The sequence below is a fragment of the Halomonas sp. HP20-15 genome, from assembly GCF_033446685.1.
In the GTDB taxonomy this organism is placed as follows: domain Bacteria; phylum Pseudomonadota; class Gammaproteobacteria; order Pseudomonadales; family Halomonadaceae; genus Modicisalibacter.
Map to the genome: position 1 here is coordinate 251,020 of NZ_JAWQLY010000005.1, position 20,852 is coordinate 271,871.

General features: G+C 65.4%; 19 protein-coding genes. 10 read left to right on the forward strand and 9 right to left on the reverse strand.

Annotated features, from left to right (window positions below; genetic code table 11):
- Position 1 precedes the first annotated feature (1 nt).
- Positions 2-1,441, reverse strand: a complete 1,440-nt coding sequence (gene leuC, locus R6258_RS09245; RefSeq protein WP_318449424.1) for a 3-isopropylmalate dehydratase large subunit — start codon at positions 1,439-1,441, stop codon at positions 2-4.
- A 217-nt stretch (positions 1,442-1,658) separates the two neighbouring features.
- Between leuC and R6258_RS09250 the strand changes: the two genes are divergently transcribed.
- Positions 1,659-2,534, forward strand: coding sequence for a LysR family transcriptional regulator (locus R6258_RS09250; RefSeq protein WP_318449426.1), 876 nt, complete (start codon positions 1,659-1,661; stop codon positions 2,532-2,534).
- 18 nt (positions 2,535-2,552) lie between these two features.
- On the opposite strand, the gene phaC is transcribed toward R6258_RS09250, so the two are convergent.
- From phaC to prmB, 5 genes are all read right to left on the reverse strand, one after another.
- Complete coding sequence (phaC, locus tag R6258_RS09255; RefSeq protein ID WP_318449428.1) at positions 2,553-4,475, reverse strand: class I poly(R)-hydroxyalkanoic acid synthase; 1,923 nt, start codon at positions 4,473-4,475, stop codon at positions 2,553-2,555.
- A gap of 125 nt (positions 4,476-4,600) precedes the next feature.
- A complete protein-coding gene (locus tag R6258_RS09260) occupies positions 4,601-5,083 on the reverse strand; it encodes a phasin family protein (RefSeq protein ID WP_318449430.1) in 483 nt (160 codons plus the stop codon).
- A gap of 117 nt (positions 5,084-5,200) precedes the next feature.
- Complete coding sequence (locus R6258_RS09265; protein ID WP_318449432.1) at positions 5,201-5,551, reverse strand: hypothetical protein; 351 nt, start codon at positions 5,549-5,551, stop codon at positions 5,201-5,203.
- 150 nt (positions 5,552-5,701) lie between these two features.
- Positions 5,702-6,787: a chorismate synthase gene (aroC, locus tag R6258_RS09270; protein ID WP_318449434.1), complete on the reverse strand. Its 1,086-nt coding sequence runs from the start codon at positions 6,785-6,787 to the stop codon at positions 5,702-5,704.
- A gap of 37 nt (positions 6,788-6,824) precedes the next feature.
- Complete coding sequence (gene prmB / locus R6258_RS09275; protein ID WP_318449467.1) at positions 6,825-7,745, reverse strand: 50S ribosomal protein L3 N(5)-glutamine methyltransferase; 921 nt, start codon at positions 7,743-7,745, stop codon at positions 6,825-6,827.
- Between the two features lie 224 nt (positions 7,746-7,969).
- Between prmB and R6258_RS09280 the strand changes: the two genes are divergently transcribed.
- Entirely contained in the window at positions 7,970-8,545 is a 576-nt protein-coding gene (locus R6258_RS09280) for a Smr/MutS family protein (protein ID WP_318449436.1), read from the forward strand.
- A gap of 22 nt (positions 8,546-8,567) precedes the next feature.
- On the opposite strand, the gene R6258_RS09285 is transcribed toward R6258_RS09280, so the two are convergent.
- The 3 genes from R6258_RS09285 to R6258_RS09295 are packed head-to-tail and all read right to left on the reverse strand — an operon-like array spanning position 8,568 to position 11,388.
- Positions 8,568-9,680 (reverse strand): patatin-like phospholipase family protein, encoded by a 1,113-nt coding sequence (locus R6258_RS09285; RefSeq protein WP_318449438.1) that lies wholly within the window; start codon positions 9,678-9,680, stop codon positions 8,568-8,570.
- Between the two features lie 11 nt (positions 9,681-9,691).
- A complete protein-coding gene (locus tag R6258_RS09290; protein ID WP_318449440.1) occupies positions 9,692-10,594 on the reverse strand; it encodes an alpha/beta hydrolase in 903 nt (300 codons plus the stop codon).
- Positions 10,591-11,388: an alpha/beta hydrolase gene (locus tag R6258_RS09295; RefSeq protein WP_318449442.1), complete on the reverse strand. Its 798-nt coding sequence runs from the start codon at positions 11,386-11,388 to the stop codon at positions 10,591-10,593. The genes R6258_RS09290 and R6258_RS09295 overlap by 4 nt, the downstream gene beginning before the upstream one ends.
- Before the next feature lie 284 nt (positions 11,389-11,672).
- On the opposite strand from R6258_RS09295, the gene R6258_RS09300 reads away from it, so the two are divergent.
- The 8 genes from R6258_RS09300 to R6258_RS09335 all read left to right on the forward strand — a co-directional run bounded on the left by R6258_RS09300 (position 11,673) and on the right by R6258_RS09335 (position 20,659).
- Positions 11,673-12,620 (forward strand): AEC family transporter, encoded by a 948-nt coding sequence (locus tag R6258_RS09300; protein WP_318449443.1) that lies wholly within the window; start codon positions 11,673-11,675, stop codon positions 12,618-12,620.
- A gap of 213 nt (positions 12,621-12,833) precedes the next feature.
- A complete protein-coding gene (locus R6258_RS09305) occupies positions 12,834-13,574 on the forward strand; it encodes a GntR family transcriptional regulator (RefSeq protein WP_318449445.1) in 741 nt (246 codons plus the stop codon).
- Between the two features lie 79 nt (positions 13,575-13,653).
- Positions 13,654-14,619 (forward strand): C4-dicarboxylate TRAP transporter substrate-binding protein, encoded by a 966-nt coding sequence (locus tag R6258_RS09310; protein WP_318449447.1) that lies wholly within the window; start codon positions 13,654-13,656, stop codon positions 14,617-14,619.
- A 90-nt stretch (positions 14,620-14,709) separates the two neighbouring features.
- On the forward strand, positions 14,710-15,201 hold the full coding sequence (locus R6258_RS09315) for a TRAP transporter small permease (protein WP_318449449.1): 492 nt from the start codon (positions 14,710-14,712) through the stop codon (positions 15,199-15,201).
- Complete coding sequence (locus tag R6258_RS09320) at positions 15,198-16,487, forward strand: TRAP transporter large permease subunit (protein WP_318449451.1); 1,290 nt, start codon at positions 15,198-15,200, stop codon at positions 16,485-16,487. Before R6258_RS09315 ends, R6258_RS09320 begins: the two co-directional genes overlap by 4 nt.
- Positions 16,488-16,511: 24 nt before the next feature.
- On the forward strand, positions 16,512-17,933 hold the full coding sequence (gene uxaC / locus R6258_RS09325) for a glucuronate isomerase (protein ID WP_318449453.1): 1,422 nt from the start codon (positions 16,512-16,514) through the stop codon (positions 17,931-17,933).
- Positions 17,934-17,972: 39 nt separating this feature from the next.
- Positions 17,973-19,184 (forward strand): D-mannonate dehydratase ManD, encoded by a 1,212-nt coding sequence (gene manD / locus R6258_RS09330; protein ID WP_318449455.1) that lies wholly within the window; start codon positions 17,973-17,975, stop codon positions 19,182-19,184.
- An 11-nt stretch (positions 19,185-19,195) separates the two neighbouring features.
- The gene (locus tag R6258_RS09335; RefSeq protein WP_318449456.1) at positions 19,196-20,659 is read left to right on the forward strand and encodes a mannitol dehydrogenase family protein; all 1,464 of its coding nucleotides are present in this window, start codon (positions 19,196-19,198) and stop codon (positions 20,657-20,659) included.
- Positions 20,660-20,852 lie beyond the last annotated feature (193 nt).

Consider the following 20,852-nt stretch of genomic DNA (forward strand, 5'->3'; position numbering starts at 1 on the left):
CTCAGGCCTCCTGCGGCTGGGCGTTGAATTCGCGGACATCGACGAAATGCCCGGCCAATGCGGCGGCGGCGGCCATCGCCGGGCTGACCAGGTGCGTGCGCCCGCCGTAGCCCTGGCGTCCCTCGAAGTTGCGGTTTGAAGTCGATGCGCAATGCTCGCCGGGCTCGAGCTTGTCGGCGTTCATCGCCAGGCACATCGAGCAGCCCGGCTCACGCCATTCGAAACCGGCCTCGATGAATATCTTGTCGAGCCCCTCGGCCTCGGCCTGGCGCTTGACCAGCCCCGAACCCGGCACGACCATCGCCAGCTTGATCGAGTCGGCGATGCGCCCGCCGCGGGCGACCTTGGCCGCCTCGCGCAGGTCCTCGATGCGCGAATTGGTGCACGAGCCGATGAACACCTTGTCGAGGCGGATGTCGGCTATCTTCTGCTGCGGCGCCAGCCCCATGTAGGCGAGCGCGCGACGGATGCCGCCCTGCACGGTCTCGTCGGCCTCGACGTCGGGATCGGGGACCGCACCGGTGATCGGTGCGACCATCTCGGGGCTGGTGCCCCAGGTAACCTGCGGGGCTATCTCGGCGGCGTCGAGCACCACCTCCTTGTCGAACACGGCATCGTCGTCCGAAACCAGCGTGCGCCAGTCGGCCACCGCGGCGTCCCAGACATCGCCCGCGGGGGCATAGGGACGCTCGCGCAGGTACTCGATGGTGGTCTCGTCGACCCCCACCAGGCCGACCCGTGCGCCGGCCTCGATGGCCATGTTGCAGATGGTCATGCGGCCTTCCATCGACAGCTCGCGGATCGCGCTGCCGGCGAATTCGATGGCGTAGCCAGTGCCGCCGGCGGTGCCGATACGCCCGATCACCGCGAGCACGATGTCCTTGGCGGTCACCCCGGTACCCAACTGGCCGTCGACACGCACGCGCAGGTTCTTCATCTTCTGCGCCAGCAGGCACTGGGTCGCCAGCACGTGCTCGACCTCGGAGGTGCCGATACCGTGGGCCAGCGCCGCAAAGGCGCCGTGGGTGGCGGTGTGCGAATCGCCGCAGACCACGGTCATCCCCGGCAGCGTGGCGCCCTGCTCGGGGCCGACCACGTGGACGATGCCCTGGCGGGCGTCGTTGATGCGGAATTCCTCGATGCCGAACGCCTGGCAGTTGTCGTCGAGGGTCTGGACCTGGATCAGCGACACCGGGTCCTTGATGCCGGCGTTGCCTTCGGCACGTTCGAGCAGGGTGGTCGGCACGTTATGATCCGGCGTCGCCAGGTTGGCGTCCAGCCGCCACGGCTTGCGCTTGGCCAGGCGCAGCCCCTCGAAGGCCTGCGGCGAGGTCACCTCGTGCAGCAGATGGCGGTCGATGTAGATCAGTGCGCTGCCGTCGTCGCGCTGCTTGACCAAGTGCTGCGACCACAACTTGTCGTAAAGGGTCTGGCCTGCCATGGGTCTCCTCCAGCGTGCTCTTCGAGCCCCGGCGCCGCGGCGCCGTTAGTCGGTCTGGTTATTAGTCGGTCGTGACTATCTAGTAGCGGCACTCTTGCTTGATGCACTTGATGTCTTCGTAGGGTGCGGTGCCTTGCTGTAACCAAGGTTAATGGCCCCTTACCCATGAAAGCAATTCATGTTATTTATTCTTTGAATTCCAAAATGGAATGAATGTATGGACACCCAGAGCCTGCAGGCATTCGTCGCGGTAGCCGACCATGGCTCCTTCTCCCTGGCCGCCGAGACGCTCTACCTGACCCAGCCGGCGGTCAGCAAGCGCATTGCCACCCTCGAGGATCAGCTCGGCGTGCGGTTGTTCGACCGGATCGCCCGGCGCGTCTCGCTGACCGAGGCCGGCCGACTGCTGCTGCCGCGGGCCCGCGAGATTCTGGTGATGGTCGACGACAGCCGCCGCGCCCTGGCCAACCTGGCCGGTGATATCGGCGGCAGCCTGACCATGGCCACCAGCCATCACATCGGTCTGCACCGCCTGCCGCCCCTGCTCAAGGCCTATACCCAGGCGCACCCCGACGTGCGCATGGACATGCGCTTTCTCGACTCGGAGCAGGCTTATCAGGGGGTACTGGATGGCGAGCTGGAGATTGCGGTGGTGACGCTGGCGCCCTCGCCGGATCCGCAGCTCACGGTAGTGCCGGTGTGGGTCGACCAGCTGCGCTTCGTGTGTGGCAACGATCACCCACTCGCCGGGCAGCGCACGCTCTCGCTATCGGCGCTGACCGGCTTCGATGCGGTGTTGCCGGGACATCTGACCTTCACCCGCGGAATCGTGATCGAGACCTTTGCCCGCGAGGGGCTGCGCGTCGATGTGGCGTTGTCGACCAACTATCTCGAGACGCTCAAGATGATGGTGGCCATCGGGCTGGGCTGGAGCGTCCTGCCGGAATCGCTGATCGACGACGAGATCACGGTACTGCCGATCACCCATCGGCCGATCGAGCGCCCGCTGGGTTACATCGTGCACAAGAGCCGTACGCTATCCAATGCCGCCCGCTCGATGCTGGCCATGCTCGATGAGGCGGCCGGCGGCTGACTCAACCCGTTCGGTTGGTCACTGCTTTTCCTGGCCGAGTTCGCCACCGCTGGATTCGGCGACGGCATCCTCGCCGCCCGGCGCCGTCTCGTCATGCCCTTCGGCGCCCGCAAGCATGCCCAGCACCTGGGGGATCGACTGGCGCACGTAACGCCCCGGCGCCGGTTCGATCGGCTTCAGCTCGCCATCGCCCGGCTTCCGGGCGGCCACCTTCTTGCTGGCATCGGCGTAACCGTTGTCGGTCATCCAGGCCTGCCAGTGCGGCCACCAGGAGCCCTCGTTCTGGGTAGCGCCGGCAAACCACTCCTCCGGGGTCGGCGGGAGTTCGTCGTTGGTCCAGTAGCCGTACTTGTTCTTGTGCGGCGGATTGACGATGCCGGCGATGTGCCCCGAGCCACCCAGCACGAAGGTGACCGGTCCCTTGGGATACTGAGTGCCGTAATAGGTCGAGTTCCACTTGGCGATATGGTCGTCGCGCGCCGAGACGAAGTAGCTCGGCGTGGAGATCTTGCGCAGATCGATCTTGACCCCGTCGAGCTCGATGCCGCCCGGTTCGACCAGGCGGTTTTCCAGGTACATGTTGCGCAGGTACCAGCCATGGGTCGCCGCCGGCAGGTTGGTGCCGTCGGTATTCCAGTACAGCAGGTCGAACGCCGCCGGCGCCTCGCCCTTGAGGTAGTTGTTGACGAAGAACGACCAGAACAGATCGTTCTCGCGCAGCAGGTTGAAGGAGAACGCCATGACCCGACCGTCGAGATAACCATCGGCCTCGAGCTGGCGTTCGATGCCCTGCAGTATCGGCTCGTTGATGAATACGCCGATCTCGCCGGGATCGCTGAAATCCTGCAGCGTCGCCAGATAGGAGACCGAGCGCACCTTGCGTGCGCGCCGGGTACTGGTCAGGTAGGCCACCGTCGAGGCGGCGAGCGTGCCACCGACGCAGTAGCTGAAGAGATTCACCGACTTCTCGCCACAGGCCTGCTCGATCGCTCCCATAGCGGCGATCGGGCCCAGTTGCATGTAATCGGCCCAGGTCAGGTCGCGCTGCTCGCGGCCGGGGTTGCGCCACGAAATCAGGAACACCGTGTGGCCCTGATCGACCAGCCAGCGCATCAGCGAGTTATCCGAGCGCAGATCGAGTATGTAGTACTTGTTGATCCACGGCGGGACCACCAATAGCGGTGTCTTGAACACCTGCTCGGTGGTGGGCGCGTACTGGATCAACTGGATCAGCTCGTTCTCGTAGATCACTTCGCCGGGAGTGACGGCGATGTTTTCGCCGATATGGAAGGCCTCGCGATCGGTCATCGCCACGTTCAGGCCTTCGGCGGAGTTGGACAGGTCATCGCGCAGCCGCTTGAGCCCATCGACCAGATTCTGGCCCTGGGTCTCGCGAGTGATACGCATCACCTCGGGGTTGGTGGTGATGTAGTTGCTCGGCGACATGGCGCTGACGTACTGCCGGGCGTAGAACGCCAGGTTCTGCTTCTGCTTGTCGTCGAGGCCGTCGATGCTGTCGACCAGCGACTCGACCCACCGGGCGAATACCAGATATTGCTGAAGCACGAAGCGGTAGAAGGGATCCTGTCGCCAGGCGTCATCCTTGAACCGGCGATCCTTGGGATCGGGCTCGATGACCAGTTCGCCACCATTGCCATCGCCGGCCACATCCCGCATGGCCTGTTGCCAGATCTGCCACTGGGTCTCGGCGGCGCGCAATTGTGCCTGGTGGAGCGCATCGGGCCTGCCGGCCAACGCTTCGGCGCCGGCACGAAGGCTCTGCTGCATGTCCTCATAGATGGCGGAGGCAGCCTCGCTCGGCCAGATTCGCTCGACCATCTCACCCATCAGAGTCTGGTATTCCAACCCGATCGCTTCCAACTGAGCAGTTAGCTCCGGGTCGGCCAGCGCTTTCCACTCACTCGGCCACTCTGACGCCATGCGTCCTCCTCGAGATCCCTGTACAGCGTTTCGATACAGGTGTGCGGAGCCGCCAGGCCGGCGACACCGCCACAATACGTCTTTAAACAGACGGGCCGGGTACGAAACCCGGCCCGCCGACAGCATCAGCTGGACTTGCGTGACGAACTGCTGCTGTTACTGCTATTGCTGCTGGAGGAACCGGTACTGGTCGACTTGGCCGACGCCGACTCGGTAGCCGACTTGGCCGACTCGCTCGCCGCCTTGGCGGTCTGGTTCGCCTGATCGGCGGCCTTCTGACCGGCTTCGCTGAGGCTCTGCTCCAGATCGTTCCTGAAGGACATGCTCAATTCGGTCATGGCCCGCGCGTCTTCGATCATCTGCTGGGAGAGCTCGTTCATCAACTCGGCCTGGCGCGTCGTGAAGTCGCGCAGGTCATCGGCACTCTGAATCTCCGAGGCAGCGCGCATACGCTCGGTACCCATCTGGGTATAGCGCTTCATCGACTCGAGCTGGTACTGGGTCATCTTTTCCATGTTATCCAGCATCATGCCGTTGATCTTGCGCATCGGCTCGAAGAAGCTCTTGGCCTGGTCGGCAAAGGTATTGAACATCTTGTCTTGCTGCATCTCGAATCCCTCCTGGAGGAACGGCGTAGACAGGTCGGCACGACTATATAGCACAAGCTATATGCTGCATCGCACAAAGCGTAGTCGGCCACATGCTCCCTTGCAATAGACGTGCGGTCATGACTTGCGGTTTTGGCGTGAAGTCGCCGATGCGCTGGTTGAAGAGCGACGGGCCGAACCGCCGGCCTGTTCGTCCATTTCCGCCTTCTCGGCGGAAGATGGGCTACCCGCCTTGCGCAACATGTCCAGCATCATCTGTTGATAATTACCGAAATGGGTCATGCCTTGGGTCATGCCCTGTTGCAGGAAGGGCTGCATCAGATTCCAGGGATCGTAACCTTCGGCGCCGGCATCCATCTGCTGCTGGATGCGCGACATCATTTCACGCTGAAAGGCATCGACATCGGGCAACCCCAGCGCCTGACGAAACTCGGCCGGGGTCATATCGAATTCGACGTTTATCTTCATGGCAAGACTCAAATCGGGACGTGTCGACTTGAGTGTAGCAGGCAATCCCACGTAACCGGTCGGCGAAAGACGCCACGGCGGGTTGCGCGCGGGAAGCGGTGAAAATGAGCGCTCAAGAGTGGCCATGCGCCGGCCGGAAGGCGTGGCCGGTCAGCGCAGTCGCGGCGTCGACACCGCGACGTCGGCATTCTGGGCCCGGTGGCGCAACAGGTGATCGATCAACGTCAGCGCCATCATCGCCTCGGCAATCGGCGTGGCACGGATGCCCACGCAGGGGTCGTGGCGCCCTTTGGTGACGACCTCGACGGGATTCCCATGGATATCGATGGAGCGTCCCGGCCGGGTGATGCTCGAGGTCGGCTTGAGCGCCAGATGGGCGATCAGCCTCTGTCCCGAGCTGATCCCCCCGAGCACGCCGCCGGCATGGTTGGAGAGGAAGCCCTGGGGGGTCATCTCGTCGCGATGTTCGCTGCCGCGCTGGGTGATGGCGGCAAAGCCGTCGCCGATCTCCACGCCCTTGACCGCATTGATACTCATCAAGCCATGCGCCAGGTCGGCATCCAGACGATCGAAGACCGGTTCGCCCAGGCCTACCGGCACGCCTTCGGCGACCACGCTGATCTTGGCGCCGACCGAATCCTGGTCGCGGCGCAACTGATCCATGAACGCCTCGAGCTCGGGCAGCTTGGCCGGGTCGGGGCAAAAGAAAGGATTGTCGTCGACGCCGTCCCAGGACTTGAAGTCGATGGCGATCGGGCCGAGCTGGCTCATGTAACCGCGCACCACGACGCCCTGGCTGGCCAGGTATTTCTTGGCGATCGCCCCGGCGGCGACGCGCATCGCGGTCTCGCGGGCGCTCGACCGGCCGCCGCCGCGATAGTCGCGACGTCCGTATTTGTGATGATAGGTGTAGTCGGCGTGCGCCGGGCGGAACTGCTCCTTGATGTTGGAGTAGTCCTTGGAACGCTGATCGGTATTCTCGATCAGCAGGCCGATCGGCGTGCCGGTGGTCTCGCCTTCGAACACCCCGGAGAGGATACGCACCTCATCGGACTCGCGGCGTTGGGTGGTATGCCGCGACGAACCCGGACGCCGACGGTCCAGGTCGCGCTGCAGGTCGGCTTCGCTCAGCGGCAATCCCGGCGGGCAGCCGTCGACGATGGCGCCCAGCGCCGGGCCATGGCTCTCGCCGAAGGTGGTTACGGTGAACAGCTTGCCGAAGGTATTGCCGGACATGCAGCGATCCTCGAAATGGAGTCAGGCGAAACGGGAATCAGACGAAACTGGCGGCATGTTCATCGAGCTCACCGGCGGTCAGCGCGAACACGCCGTGGCCACCGCGCTCGAATTCCAGCCACAGGAACGGCACCTCGGGATAGGCGGCTTCCAGATGACGGTCGGAGTTGCCGACCTCGACGATCAGCACGCCGTCGTCGTTGAGATGCCCACGCGCCTCGCGCAACAGGCGGCGCACGATGTCCAGGCCGTCGGCCCCGGCGCCCAGTGCCAGGGCCGGCTCGTGGCGGAACTCGGCGGGCATTCCCGCCAGGTCGCGCGCATCGACATACGGCGGGTTGGCGACGATCAAGTCGTAGCGCTGACCCTCGAGGCCGTCGAACAGGTCAGCGAGTACCGCCCTGACGCGATCGCCGACCTCGTGACGGGTGACGTTGATCTTGGCCACCGCCAGCGCCTCGGGGCTGACATCGGCCAGGTCGACCTCGGCCGTGGGCATGTGCAGTGCGCTGGCGATGCCGATGCAGCCGGAGCCGGTGCACAGATCGAGGATGCGTGCCGGCGGTGCGTCGGGAAACCAGGCGGCGAAGTCATGCTCGATCAGCTCGGCGATCGGCGAACGCGGAATCAGCACCCGCTCGTCGACCGTAAACGGCTGACCGGCGAAGAACGCCTCGCCGAGCAGGTAGGGCAACGGCTTGCGCGTCTCGATCCGCGCCCGTACCAGCGCGACGATCCGTGCGCGCTCGACGTCGAGCAGCCGCGCGTCGAGCACCGCCGGGTCGACGTCCCAGGGCAGGTGCAGCGCGCCGAGCACCAGCGCCACCGCCTCGTCCCAGGCGCTCGCCGTACCATGTCCGAAGTGCAGGCGTTGCACGTTGAATTCGCTGGTCGCCCAGCGCAGACAGTCGCGCAACGAGATCAGCTGCGCGGCGAGTTGCGCATCGTCGAGCGTCAGAGTGGTGTCGGCCGAACGGGTTGCGGCGGACGGGCTTTCGCCCGGATTGGGGGGAGCGGTACGGGGAGCGGTCACGCGTCGTCCTGTGCTGGTGCTGGGTAAGGCTGGCTTGGGCGATTGTACCTGCCCCGCGCCGCGCTTCACAGTCGCGCCTCAGCCGCTATACTGGGCGCTCGCTTCGTCCCATACCGTTACAACAGCCCGCTACGAGAAGAGAGTGCCGCATGAGCCGTCGGCGCAGCCCGCCCGAGGAGGAGGTCTCGCTGTTTCGCCAGGCCCTGAAAGAGGCCGGCGTTCAGCGCCTGGTCAACGATCGCGCCGATCCGGGCAAGCCGCGTCGCGACGACACCCAGCGCCTGGCGGCGAGACGCGAGGCGGCCATCTCGGCGGCGGCCGATGCCCCGCGAAGCCGCACCAGCGACGGGCGCGTCGAGCCGGTGCGCCCCAGTACGCCGCTGGACTTCGCCGTCGCCGACCTCCCTTACCGCACCCATAGCGCTCTCAAGCGCGGCCAGATCGATTGGCAGGCCGGGCTCGACCTGCACGGCTATACCCTCGACGAAGCCCGCGAGCACCTCGAACGCTTTCTGCATGACGCACGGGCCGATCGGTTGCGCTGCGTGCTGGTGGTGCACGGCAAGGCCTGGACCGGCATGGCCGACTACCCGGTGATCAAGAGCCACGTCAACGCCTGGCTGCGCGAGTGGCCGAGCGTGCTGGCCTTCTGCTCGGCGCGTGATGTCGATGGCGGCACCGGCGCGGTTTATGTCCTGCTGCGCCGGCGTGGCAAGGACGCCTGACGCCCGTCCAGCCAGCATTTCGCTACTTCGTCTTCCTGTCACCTGGAACGTCCGCGGGGCTCGAGTCCTTGGACGGCGCTGTCGAGGGCTCGTGCGTCACGCGCGGACGGCGTTGCGTAACGGGCGCCTCGCCGGTCGCCGCGGTCAGGTCGCGCTTGCCCTCGTAGCGGTCCAGGGCCTGGGCCGCCAGATGACGCCCCAGGCATATCAATGCCTCGGCACGGTGGAATTCGTAGGCGCCGCACACCGTCTTGGGAATTTCCACCAGTACGTCCGGCGGGTAGCCGGCGATCTTGTACTTGGCAAGCGCTGCCTGGGTGATCTCGAACGACGTCAGCATGATGTCGAGCTTGCCCCAGGCGCGCTCGGCCGCGCGGGTGCCGCCGTCGCTTTCGCTTGCGTTATCGCTCGTCGACTCGCTGGCGCCGACCCCGTTGTCGTTGACGAACATGCGCTGGGCCCGGCTGCGCATGCCATTTAGCCAGAACGAAAAGCCGCGCCCCGCGGCATCGCGCTCGGCCTCGCGCTCCTGTTCCTCGGCGGCCTCGGCAGCCGGCAGCAGCTCTTCAAGGGTCACCGGCTTATGGGTCTGGGCGGTGGCATTGACCGCCACGATCAGGTCGGCATGAGCGGAAACGGTGGGAATGATCGGTAACGGATTCAGCAGACCTCCATCGACCAGCACCTGATCGCCGATACGCACCGGGGTGATGAGGCCGGGCACGGCGATGGACGCGCGGATCGCGCGCAGCAGCGGCCCGCTCTGGAACCATACCTCGCGCTGCCGGCCGATGTCGGTGGCCACCGTGGTCAACGGGATCGGCAGGTCCTCGATCAGGGTATCGCCGACCAGTTTCGAGATGCGCATCATCACCTTACTGGCGCGCATCGCGCCCATCGGGTTCCACGTCACGTCGACCAGCCGCAGGACGTCGAAGTAATCGAGCTGGGTGACCCAGTCGCGATAGCCCTGGAGTTCGCCGGCGGCATACACGCCGCCGATCACCGCCCCCATCGAACAGCCGGCGATCGCCACCACCTCGTAGCCGCGCACCTCGAGTTCCTCGATGACTCCGATGTGCGCATAGCCCCGGGCACCGCCGCTGCCCAGTACCAGCGCAACCCGCTTGCTCATGACCGCCCCCTTCAGACCCTTTCGGCGCTGCCGGCCGTGTTCGGTTCCTCGATATACGCGCCGATCGCCTCGGCCACTGCGGCCACCGCGTCCGGCTCGAGATGTAAGTGGTGCCCACCGGCCAGGATGCGTCGCTCGAGTGTCGTCACAGCCTGCCGGGCACGGCGGGCGAAGCTGCGCTCGCCGAGAATGCCCTGCTCGCCTTCGATCAACAGCGTCGGCGCCCGGATGGCCCCGAGCAGCGCCAGGGTCTGCTCGGGGCAGAAACGCACCAGCGAAGGACGCAGCAACCGGCCATCGGTGCGCAACCGGCAGCCGCCCTGGGCGTCACGCTCCACGTTGCGAACCACCAGCGGCTCGGCGGTCGCCGCGTCGATGGGCGTCACGCCACCGCCGACCCGCGCGGCGATGGCGCTCTCGATGTCAGCATAGCGGGGCGACGAGGATGGCCGCCGCCGCTGGGCGACGAGCCCCTTGCGCAACTGGGAGGCGGTATCCTCGCTGGGCGTGGTCAACGTGCCCAGGCCATCGATGAGCACCAGCCGCTCGACCCGTTCGGGCATTGCCGCGGCCACCAGGCAGGCGACTCCCGCGCCCATCGAGTGGCCCAGCAGCGTAGCCCGCTCGAGGCCCTGCGAGGCGAGCGCGTCGAGCACGTCGAGCACGTCGTGGGTGTAATCCCAGATGGCGTAGTCGACGCCCGTCGGGTAGCGTGCCGAATGGCCGTGGCCGGCGAAATCGATCGCCACCAGGCGAATTCCCAGGGCCTCGACGAGACGCGGCGCCAGGCGCGAAAAGCTCGCCGCGTTGTCCAGCCAGCCGTGCAGCGCCAACCAGGTCGGCGCGCCGGCCTCGCCCCAGGCCAGCCCGGCCAGCCGCCCATCGGCCAATGAGATCTCCTCGGCTGCTTTCATCGTGTCCCCTTCAGCAAGTGATCGATGGTGGCGACAAGCGCCTCGCGTGCGGCCTGCGGTTCCTCCATGGGGAACATGTGCCCGCCCGGGGTCTCGCGCACCTCGATGCCGTGACGGCGCAAGCGCTGGCGCCGCGCCGGCGTCAGCAGGTCGGACTGCCGTCCGGCGAGCAGCGCCGACGGCACGGCGAGCCGCCGCGACAAACCGTGCAGACGGTCCGGCAGGTGGCGGAATATCGCCACCTCGACCGCCGTCTCGAAGACCAGCTCGACGCTGCCGTCGCCCAACCGGCGCGTCGCGCCATGGATGTAATCCTCCAGCGCATCGGGCGTGAAGCGCGAGAACAGACTGCGACGGCGCAGATAGTGGCCCATTGCGTCGTGATCGGGCCATGCCGTGCGCCGGCTCCGGCTGCGCCCCGCCGGGGTGACCCGATCCGCCAGCCCCAGACGCTTGGCGGCACGCAGGGCGATGGCGTCGCGACCCACCATCAGCGGCGAATCGAGCATCACTACGCAGCGAAACGCCTGCGGCTCGACCGCGGCGGCCATCAGCATCAACACCCCGCCCATCGAGTGGCCGACACCGATGACCGGCTCGTCGAAACGCCGCACCTGAACGAGCAATTCGTCACACAGCGCCGGCCAGTTGTCGGTGACCGGGAACGCCGGGTCATGGCCCAGGCGATCCAGCGGGAACAGCTCGAAGCGTCGCGCCAACGGCTCGAGGAAGCGACGATAGCTGGCCCCGGTAAAGCCGTTGGCGTGCGCGAACACCAGGCGCGGTCTTGTCATGTATCGGCTTCCCTCGAGGTGGCTGCAACGGTCGACGGCTGGGCCTAGCAGGCTAACGGGTTTATCATGCCACAGTTGTCGCGGCCAGCCAGCGCCGCCGTTCCGGCCCATTGTGCCGACAATCATGGTTTGTCGCCCAGCCCGGGCCATACCCGACAGGAGCTTTCGTGTCCCGATCCCCCCGCCCCCGCAACACCCGCCTGCGCAACAACCTGTTCTTCGCCACGGTGATCGCCGCGCTGATCGTCGGCTTTTGGCTGATTCGCTAGGGGATACCGGCTGCCATGAACCTGCTGGATGTCTTCCTTCATACCCTGAACGTCACGCTGCCCGTCTTCGCGATGGTCTTTCTGGGCATTCTCTTGAAGCGCATCGGCTGGATCGACGCGCACTTCATCACCACCGCCTCGATGCTGGTCTTCCGGGCGACCATGCCCACGCTGATCTTCCTGAGCATCGTCCGCGCCGATCTGGACGTCGCCCTGCAGCCCGCACTGATCGGTTATTTCCTGGGGTTCTCCGCGCTCAGCTTCTTCCTCGTCTGGGGCTGGGCGCAGTGGCGCTGTCCATTCGAGGATCGCGGCGTCTTCGCCCAGGGCGCGTTTCGAGGCAACTGCGGGATCGTCGGGCTGGCGTTGGCCGCCAGTCAGTATGGCGACTACGGATTGTCGCTCGGCGGGATCATGGTCGGCGGGATCATCATCATCTATAACGTGCTGTCGGCGGCGGTACTGGCCTACCACAGCGCCAGCGCCAAATCCGGAATGCTGTCGATAATCCGCCACGTCGCCAAGAATCCCCTGATCCTCAGCGTGCTGCTGGCCATTCCCTTCGCCTACTTCGCGATCGACTTGCCCGAGTGGGTGATGGCGTCGGGCAACTACTTCGGCGCCATGTCGTTGCCGCTGGCGCTGGTCTGCATCGGCGGCACGCTGTCGTTCAAGTCGGTCAAGCGCAGCAGCAAGCTGGCCCTCGACGCCAGCCTGTGGAAGATCGTCTGGCTGCCGATGCTCGGCGTGCTCGGCGGCTTCGCGCTGGGCTTTCGCGGCGCGGAACTCGGCATCCTGTTCCTGTTCCTCGGCAGTCCCGGCGCCGCCGCCAGCTTCATCATGACCCGGGCGGTCAACGGCAACGCCCAGCTGTCCGCCAACATCATCGTGATCACCACCTTCGCCTCGCTGTTCACGATCAGCGCGGGCGTGTTCATCCTCACTGCGCTCGGCTTGATCTGACGCCCGCTTTCTCCAATGCCCCATCCCGTTCATGTAACGACCGACACGTCGTTGCATGAATGGCATGTCGACGAATCGACCGCCTGCCTTGTATCGAATCGATAGGACCGAGCCTTCGGCCATGCCGCTGCATGCCTGACTAAAGTCGCATCGCGACATTCATAGCCATTCTACCATACTAGCCTACAAGACAAGCTTCGGGCCGATGCACCCATGACCACTTCACTACATGCGCTCTGGGAAGAAACCTCGCAGGACGTCAATGTTCGCCAGCGCCTCTACCAGGCACTGCGCCAGGCGATCATCCGCATGGTGCTGGCCCCCGGGCGGGCGTTATCCGAAAAGGAGATTGCCGACGCCTTCGAGGTGAGCCGGCAGCCGGTACGCGAGGCGTTTATCCGTCTTTCCGAGTCGGGGCTCCTGGAAGTACGCCCACAGCGGGGAACCTACGTGGTGCGCATCTCGGAGGGGGCGGTCATGGAGGCGCGCTTCGTCAGGGAAGCCGTCGAGGTCGCCGTCGCCAAGTCCGCCGCCGCAAACGGCTTGAACGAGAGCGTGCTCGGCGAACTCAACGAACTGATCGAGCGGCAGCGTCGCTGTGCCGCGCCGCAGGATTACAGCCGTTTCTTTCAGCTCGACGAGGCCTTTCATAGGGCCCTATCGCTGGGCGCGGGTCACACCTCGGCCTGGCGCGTCACCGAAGAGGTCAAGGCCCAGTTGGATCGGGTGCGCTATTTGAGCATTCCCGAGTCGACACCCATCCCCAAGCTCGTCGATCAGCATCAGATGATCGTCGATGCGATCACCCGGCAAGACCCCGACGCCGCAGAACAGGCCATGTGCACCCATCAGCGTGAAATCCTGCACTCCCTGCCTGAGCTGATGCGGCGATTTCCCGCGATGTTCGATGCCTCGGCCACACCGCGTACGACACGCAAGCACGAAACGGCATGACGCCGAGCTCGAACGCAAGGGGGCTCGTAGCAAGAGGTCCCTCATTCAAACAAGCACAACATGCATGTCAGGAGAAATCATGAAAGCACGCCTAGCCATACCCACCCTCGCCGTCGCACTTGCCAGTGGCCTGGCTCATGCCGATTACGAGCTGAACCTGTCCTCGGCCCTGAGCACGCAAGACCCCATCGTTCAGGCCATGCAAGACGCCAAGCAATCGATCGAGAAGCGCACCGATGGAGAACTGACGCTCAACGTCTTCCCCAACAGCCAGTTGGGCTCCGACGAAGACGTCGTCGAACAGATCCGCAGCGGCGCCAACATCGCCATCCTCATCGATGCCGGGCGCCTCTCGGAATACCAGCCGGAGCTGGGCATTCTCAGTGCGCCCTACCTGGTGGAAGACTATACCCAGTACGATGCCATTACCCAGTCCGACCTCTACAACCAATGGGTCGAAAGCCTCGCCGACAACAGCGGCCTGCGGCTGATGAATTACAACTGGTTCCAGGGCGCTCGCGAGATGCTGACCAAGGAGCCCGTCGAGAAACCCGAAGACCTGCAAGGCGTACGAATCCGCACCATCAACTCGCCGGTGTGGCTCAAGACCATCGAGGCCATGGGCGCCACCCCGACACCGCTGCCCTGGTCGGAGGTCTATTCCGCGTTGCAGCTGGGCTCGATCGATGGCGCCGAGGCGCAACTGACTGCGGCAGATGGCCAGCGCCTGCAGGAAGTCATCAACAATGTCGCCCTGACCCACCATATCCAGCTGATGAGCGGCATCGTGACCTCGGATCAGTGGTACCAGTCCCTGCCCGAGAACCTGCGCAGCATTCTCGACGAGGAACTCAAGAAGGCCGGCGCCGAGGCCAGCCAGGCGACCGTGGCGGCGCTGGACGAGACGCGCAAGCACATGGAAGAAGATGGCGTCACCTTCACCGAAGTGGATACCGAGCTGTTTCGCCAACGCGTCGACAGCGTCTACAAGGAGCTCGGCTACGACAAGTACCGCGACCAACTGGTTAACGGCACCTCCGACTGATAGCCAGTCACGCCAATGCCAGGCCGGCCCGTGCCGGCCTGCGCGCTTTCCGGCCTAGACAGCCCTGTGCAAACGCTGCGAGGAACCGATATGTGGCGCTGGTTCGACAAGCTCGAAGATATCCTGGCCATCGTGCTGCTAGGGTGTACCTCACTCACGATTCTGGCGAGTTCCACCATGCGTGCGATCGGTCATCCGTTCGCCGGCGGTGCCGAACTGGCCCAGTTCTTCTTCATCTGGACCGCCGTGTTCGGGGCCGACATCATGTTGCGCCGCGGCGGCCAGGTGCGCATCGATGCCCTGGTCGTGCACATGTCCGCCGGGGTATTGCGGGTCATCACCGCGGCCATTCTGGCGATGATGCTGGCATTTCTCGCGATGCTGGCGTGGTACGGGCTGCCGCTCGCTCTGTCCAACTGGCAGCGTCCGTTGGGCTTTGCCGGGTTGAGCTACGGCTACGTCACCCTGGCCCTTCCGGTGGGCGCCGCCCTCATGTTCATTTCCCTGATCCGGCGCGTTCTTGCCAAGGGCATCGTGCATAGCCTGGATCCCGACGACGATGTCGTGGAGGAAACGCTATGATCACCGCCCTGTTGCTGGTGTTCGGCCTGCTGTTGATGGCCGTCGGCATGCCCGTGGCCTTCGCGATCGGCATCGCCGGCTTTCTCTACTTCCTGCTGCCGGGAACGTTTCTTCCCGTCGGTATCGGCCCGCAGCGCATCGTCTCCGCCACGCAGTCGTTCCCCCTGTTGGCCGTTCCGCTGTTCATCTTCATCGGTCATCTGATGAACGCCAGCGGCATCACGCCTCGCCTGCTGCGACTCTCGACCCTGCTGGCAGGCTGGATGAGCGGCGGCCTGGCCCAGGCCAGCCTGGTGCTCAGCACGCTGATGGGCGGGGTTTCGGGCTCGGCCGTGGCGGACGCCGCCATGCAGTCGCGCGTGCTGGGCAAGGGCATGGTCGGCGAAGGCTATTCGCCCGGTTTCGCCGGGGCCGTGCTTTCCATCGGCGGGCTGATTACCGCCACCATCCCACCCAGCATCGGCCTGATCCTCTATGGCTACCTGGGCGAGGTCTCGATCGGCCGCCTGTTCATCGCGGGCATCGTGCCGGGCGTGCTGCTGATGGTGGCGCTGATGATCACCACCTGGCTGGTCTCCCGCCGGCGGGGCTATACCCCGGTCCGCGATAGCCTGCCCAAGTTCGCTGAAGTGGCCAGCGCCACCCGCAGCAGCATCTGGGCCCTGCTATTCCCGCTGTGGCTGTTGGTGGGCATCCGCTATGGCCTGTTCACGCCCTCCGAGGCCGGCGCCTTCGCCGTGGTCTACGCCCTCGTCGTGGGCTGCTTCATCCACCGCGAAATGGGCGTGCGGGAAATCATCGAGGCCATGCGTGCCAGCGTACGGGACATCGGCATGATCATGCTGATCATCATGTTCTCGGGAATCATCGGCTATGTGGTCTCCTTCGAGCGCGTGCCACAGACCATCGCCGAACTCACGCTGGGCGTATTCTCGAGCCAGACCGCCCTGCTGCTGACCCTGGCGGTGCTGCTGGTGTTCCTCGGCATGCTGCTCGAGGCGACTGTGGTGGTCATGCTGCTGGCCCCGATCCTGGTGCCGGTCATCAAGGCCGCCGGGATCGATCCCGTGCACTTCGGGCTGTTGATGATGACGCTGGTGACCTTCGGCGGCATGACCCCGCCGGTGGGGATCTCCATGTACACGGTGTGCGGCATCCTGCGTTGCCCCTTCACGGACTACAGCCGCGAACTCGTGCCCTTTGCCATTGCCGTCTTCGCCGTGGTGCTTGGCATCATCTTCTTTCCCAACATCGTGCTCTTCCTGCCCAACATGCTCATGGGCTAGGTAAGCCATTCAAGGGTGAGTAACATGACTTTCAACGACAAGATCGACTTCATGGGCCCCGATTTCCTGCTGGAAACCGAGTCCGCCCGGCGCCTTTACCACGACCATGCCGCGCAAATGCCGATCTGCGATTACCACTCGCACCTGAGTCCTGATGAAATCGCCGACAACCGCCGCTTCGACAACCTCACCGAACTGTGGCTGCAGGGCGATCACTACAAGTGGCGGGCCATGCGCTTCGCCGGCATCGACGAGCGCCGCATCACCGGCGATGCCGACGCCCGCGAACGTTTCCAGGCCTGGGCCGAAACCGTGCCCGACTGCCTCGGCAATCCGCTCTACCACTGGACCCATCTGGAACTGCGCTTTCCGCTGGGTATCGAGAATACGCTGCTCTCGCCGGCCACCGCCGAGGAGATCTGGTCGTTGTCGCGCCAGCGCCTGGCGGAACCCGAACTTCATGCCCAGGGGATTCTGGACAGCTTTCAGGTGCGCACCGTGTGCACCACCGACGACCCGTGCGACAGCCTCGACGCCCACCGCCGGCACGCCGGAAGCGACTCGCGACTCGCTCTGTTGCCGACGTTCCGCCCCGATGCCGCGCTCAAGATCGAGCAGGAGGGCTACGCCGATTACCTGAACGAGCTGGAAGCGGCCAGTGGCGTGGCCATACGGCGTTACGACGACCTGCTCGCGGCGCTGCACCAGCGCCTCGACTACTTTGCCGCCAACGGCTGCTGCCTGTCGGATCACAGCCTCGAGAAGCCGGCTTTCGTCGATCCCCCATCGAGTGCCGAGCTCGATCGCATTCTCGATCGGCGTCGCAGGGGCGAGCCCCTCAGCGAGGAAGAGTACACCGGCTTCACCACGGCGCTGCTGCTATGGCTGGGCCGTCAATACGCCGAGCGCGGCTGGGTCATGCAGCTGCATCTGGGGGCGGCGCGTAGCGTCAGCCGGCGCGGCCTGGCCGAGATCGGTCCCAATAGCGGCTTCGACGCCATCGGCGACGTCGTCTATGGCGAGCCGCTGGCGAGGATTCTCGATGCGCTGGATCGGGACCGCGCCCTGCCGCGCACCGTGCTCTACAACCTCAACCCGCGCGACAACGAGATGCTCGCTAGCCTGGTCGGCAGCTTCCAGGGCGACGGCATTCCCGGCAAGGTGCAGTTCGGCGCCGCCTGGTGGTTCAACGATCAGCGCGACGGCATCGAGCGCCAGTTGACCACGCAGATGCAGTACGGGCTATTGCGCCATTTCGTCGGCATGCTCACCGACTCGCGCAGCCTGCTGTCGTTCTCCCGTCACGACTATTTCCGACGCATCTTCTGCAACATGCTCGGCCAGCAGATCGCACGCGGCGAGCTGCCCAACGACATCGACCGCATCGGCCACCTGGTACGCAGCGTGTGCTACGACAATGTCCAGCGTTACCTTTTCGAGCGTTGAACGACGCGCCTCACTTCGTTTCACAGCAAGGGATCCGTCATGAAAATCAGTGATGCCTATCTCATCGTCACCTCCCCCGGGCGCAACTTCGTCACGCTGAAGATCGTTACCGAATCGGGCGTTTACGGCATCGGCGACGCCACGCTCAACGGCCGCGAAATGGCCGTGGTCGCCTATCTCGAGGAGCATGTCGTGCCGGCGCTGATCGGCCGCGATGCCGGCCGCATCGAGGACCTCTGGCAATACCTCTATCGTGGCGCCTACTGGCGTCGCGGTCCGGTGACCATGGCGGCCATCGGCGCCGTGGACATGGCCTTGTGGGACATCAAGGCCAAGGCGGCCGGCATGCCGCTCTATCAGCTGCTGGGCGGCAAGAGCCGCGAGCGGGTGATGACCTATGCCCACTGCACCGGCAAGGACATCGATGCCTGCCTGGACGAGGTCGACAAGCACCTCAAGCTCGGTTATCGCGCCGTCAGGGTCCAGACCGGGGTGCCCGGCATCGCCACCACCTACGGTGTCGCCAAGCGCGAAGGTGAACGCTACGAGCCGGCCGACTCGGAGTTGCCCGCGGAGCACGTATGGAGCACCGAGAAGTACCTCAACCACGTGCCCAGGCTGTTCGCCGCAGTCCGTGAGCGCTTCGGCGACGACATCCACGTGCTGCACGACGTCCACCACCGCCTGACCCCCATCGAGGCTGCACGCCTCGGCAAGATGGTCGAGCCCTATCATCTGTTCTGGCTGGAGGATTGCGTGCCGGCCGAGAACCAGCAGAGCCTCAAGCTGATCCGCGAGCACACCACCACGCCGCTGGCCATCGGCGAGGTCTTCAACTCGATCCACGATTACCGCGAGCTGATCGAGAATCAATGGATCGACTATATCCGCACTCCGCTCACCCACGGCGGCGGGATTACCCATCTGCGCCGGATCGCCGATCTGGCGGCGCTCTACCACATTCGCACCGGCTTTCACGGGCCCACCGACCTGTCGCCGGTGTGCCTGGGCGCCGCGGTTCATTTCGACACCTGGGTGCCCAACTTCGGCATTCAGGAACACATGCCGCACGAAGCGATCACCGACCAGGTCTTCCCCCACGACTACCGTTTCGAGGACGGCCACTTCATAGTCGGCGAAACGCCGGGACACGGCGTCAACATCGATGAAGAGCTGGCCAAACAGTATCCCTACAAGCGCGCCAGCCTGCCGGTCAACCGGCTGGAAGACGGCACGCTCTGGCATTGGTAGGAGGCGACACGATGACCCAAGTGACAACGCTGGCCAGCGACTATGCCGCTGCCCCGGTCGGCATCGTGCATATCGGCCTGGGCGCGTTCCACCGCGCCCATCAGGCGGTTTTCGTCGAGCGCAACCTGGCCCGCCACGGCGGCGGTGAGTGGGGTATCGCCAGCGCCAACATCCGCTCCAACCAGCGCCTGGTCGATCTGCTGCGCGACCGGAACCAGCGCTACCACGTCGCTGAATACACCGACAGCCGCACGCTGACCGTGCGCGAGATCGGCGCCATTCGCGAGGCGTTGTACGCCGGTGGGCACGGCGCCGATCGCGAGACGCTGCTCGCCAGGATGAGCGATCCCAAGGTGCGCATCGTCACCCTGACCGTCACCGAGAAAGGCTACTACCTGAGCCCCGCCGAGGGCACGCTGATGGTCGGCGATCCCGCCATCGCCCACGATATCGCCCAGCCGCACGCTCCCCGGACGGCACCGGGCCTGCTAGTCGAGGCACTGGCCCGGCGCCAGGCGGCGGGCGTTGCACCGTTTACGGTGCTGTGCTGCGACAACATGCCGGACAACGGCAACCGCACCCGCCAGGCGGTCGTCGAGCTGGCTCGCGAACGGGATCCGGCGCTTGCCGACTGGATCGCCGAGTCGGTCGCCTTCCCCTGCAGCATGGTGGATCGCATCGTGCCGGCCATGACCGAGGCCGACTTCGCGCGTCTGCGCGAGCTGGGCGTGGACGATCCCGCCGCGGTGATCTGCGAAGCCTTCGCGCAATGGGTCGTCGAGGACGACTTCCCGCAGGGCCGTCCCGACTGGGAGCACGAAGGCGTCGAGATGGTCGCCGACGTCGCGCCCTTCGAGACCATGAAGCTGCGCATGCTCAACGGCAGCCATTCGTTGCTGGCCTACCTGGGCGCGCTGGATGGCGTCGAGACGGTCTTCGATGCCGTCAGCCGTACCGACTTCTCGGCCCTGCTCAGGCACTACATGCGTCAGGAAGCGGCAGCGACGCTGGCCATGCCCGAAGGCACCGATCTGAAGGCCTATGCGGACAGCCTGTTGGCGCGCTTCGGCAACGACAGCCTGCGTCATCGCCTGCACCAGATCGCCATGGACGGCTCGCAGAAGATCCCGCAGCGCTGGCTCCAGGGGGCGCAGATTCGGCTCGAGGCGGACGGCGACATCGCCTGCACGGCGCTGGGCGTCGCGGCGTGGATCCGCTATACCGCGGGCAGCGACCTCCACGGCCATCGTCACGCGGTCGACGACCCACTGGCCGGCACCTTCGCCGCGCTGCATGACCGTCATGGCGACTCGCAGGAGAGCCTGGTCGGCGCCTTCCTGGCCGAGGAAGCGGTGTTCCCGCCCGCGCTGGCCAGCGACGCACGCTTCTCCCAGGCGGTGCTGGCGGCCTACCGCTCGCTGCAGGCGCAGGGTGTCACCGCCACCTTGGCCGCGCTGAACGACGGACAGGATTGAGCGAGCCAAGGCTCCGCATCAGTGGCGCTGTGCGGCGGGCACGCTTAAAGACAAGGCCACGAAAAAGGGCGACCCTCGGGTCGCCCTTCTCGCGTGGCGGTCATGGCTCGCGCCATTCAGCCCTCGCGCTGGCCGTCGACCAGGCGCTTGAGGTTGAGCGGGTTGGCCTCCTTGAGCGGCTCCGGACGCAGCG

Excerpts from the sequence above, each read along its gene's own strand:
- R6258_RS09265 (WP_318449432.1), bottom strand. The coding sequence starts at position 5,551 with ATGAAGATAAACGTCGAATTCGATATGACCCCGGCCGAGTTTCGTCAG.
- phaC (WP_318449428.1), bottom strand. The coding sequence starts at position 4,475 with ATGGCGTCAGAGTGGCCGAGTGAGTGGAAAGCGCTGGCCGACCCGGAG.
- manD (WP_318449455.1), top strand. The coding sequence starts at position 17,973 with ATGAAAATCAGTGATGCCTATCTCATCGTCACCTCCCCCGGGCGCAAC.
- R6258_RS09300 (WP_318449443.1), top strand. The coding sequence starts at position 11,673 with ATGAACCTGCTGGATGTCTTCCTTCATACCCTGAACGTCACGCTGCCC.
- R6258_RS09290 (WP_318449440.1), bottom strand. The coding sequence starts at position 10,594 with ATGAAAGCAGCCGAGGAGATCTCATTGGCCGATGGGCGGCTGGCCGGG.
- uxaC (WP_318449453.1), top strand. The coding sequence starts at position 16,512 with ATGACTTTCAACGACAAGATCGACTTCATGGGCCCCGATTTCCTGCTG.
- aroC (WP_318449434.1), bottom strand. The coding sequence starts at position 6,787 with ATGTCCGGCAATACCTTCGGCAAGCTGTTCACCGTAACCACCTTCGGC.
- R6258_RS09310 (WP_318449447.1), top strand. The coding sequence starts at position 13,654 with ATGAAAGCACGCCTAGCCATACCCACCCTCGCCGTCGCACTTGCCAGT.
- R6258_RS09335 (WP_318449456.1), top strand. The coding sequence starts at position 19,196 with ATGACCCAAGTGACAACGCTGGCCAGCGACTATGCCGCTGCCCCGGTC.
- R6258_RS09280 (WP_318449436.1), top strand. The coding sequence starts at position 7,970 with ATGAGCCGTCGGCGCAGCCCGCCCGAGGAGGAGGTCTCGCTGTTTCGC.
- R6258_RS09260 (WP_318449430.1), bottom strand. The coding sequence starts at position 5,083 with ATGCAGCAAGACAAGATGTTCAATACCTTTGCCGACCAGGCCAAGAGC.
- leuC (WP_318449424.1), bottom strand. The coding sequence starts at position 1,441 with ATGGCAGGCCAGACCCTTTACGACAAGTTGTGGTCGCAGCACTTGGTC.
- R6258_RS09250 (WP_318449426.1), top strand. The coding sequence starts at position 1,659 with ATGGACACCCAGAGCCTGCAGGCATTCGTCGCGGTAGCCGACCATGGC.
- R6258_RS09315 (WP_318449449.1), top strand. The coding sequence starts at position 14,710 with ATGTGGCGCTGGTTCGACAAGCTCGAAGATATCCTGGCCATCGTGCTG.
- R6258_RS09285 (WP_318449438.1), bottom strand. The coding sequence starts at position 9,680 with ATGAGCAAGCGGGTTGCGCTGGTACTGGGCAGCGGCGGTGCCCGGGGC.
- R6258_RS09320 (WP_318449451.1), top strand. The coding sequence starts at position 15,198 with ATGATCACCGCCCTGTTGCTGGTGTTCGGCCTGCTGTTGATGGCCGTC.
- R6258_RS09295 (WP_318449442.1), bottom strand. The coding sequence starts at position 11,388 with ATGACAAGACCGCGCCTGGTGTTCGCGCACGCCAACGGCTTTACCGGG.
- R6258_RS09305 (WP_318449445.1), top strand. The coding sequence starts at position 12,834 with ATGACCACTTCACTACATGCGCTCTGGGAAGAAACCTCGCAGGACGTC.